This is a genomic window from Aquaticitalea lipolytica, from assembly GCF_014641635.1.
Classification (GTDB): Bacteria; Bacteroidota; Bacteroidia; order Flavobacteriales; family Flavobacteriaceae; genus Aquaticitalea; species Aquaticitalea lipolytica.
This window is the reverse complement of sequence record NZ_BMIC01000036.1, coordinates 1-532: the sequence shown is the minus strand read 5'-3', so window position 1 is coordinate 532 and position 532 is coordinate 1. Positions and strand designations below refer to the sequence as shown.

At 28.6% G+C, this 532-nt stretch carries 1 protein-coding gene; it reads left to right on the top strand.

From position 1 onward, the window contains the following. Window positions 1–413: hypothetical protein (locus tag IEW41_RS14505; RefSeq protein WP_188607092.1), on the top strand; the 413-nt coding region annotated here is incomplete at its 5' end. Window positions 414–532 lie beyond the last annotated feature (119 nt).

The window sequence follows — 532 nt, the reverse complement described above, 5'->3', positions numbered from 1 at the left end:
TCCTTTATGTTCCCGACACTAATGACTACATATTTCATTATGAACCGAAAGACTTAATATTAGAATTGAATAGTATCTACCTCAAAAAGTCAATGATTAGTATCCCTATAGTTCCAATATTATCAAAGATCTTATTATTAGAATTTGATAACAAAAAAAATATAGACCTCATGTACCTGTCTAATGTCGAAAAGCAAATCAGAGATATAGTAGTTTTTAAAAGACCCAAAATAATTGAAATTGCTTTTGAGGATGGTAATATAAACCCAATTACTGTAACAGAGGAACATAAAAGCAGAGAACAACTTGCTGAATATATTTTAAAGAATAAAATTAAGAAAGGATCTAAACTTCTAATAGATATAAGAACTGAAGATCATTACAAGATATCATTAATCAAAAAAAGTAATTAAAACATATATAATGACACACATAGTAGAACATAATCAGTCCCTGAAAATGCAGCCTGGTTTTATCCCTAACAGAGATGGACCAGAACTCAAGTTTTTACTTAGAAGCAAAATCAACACTT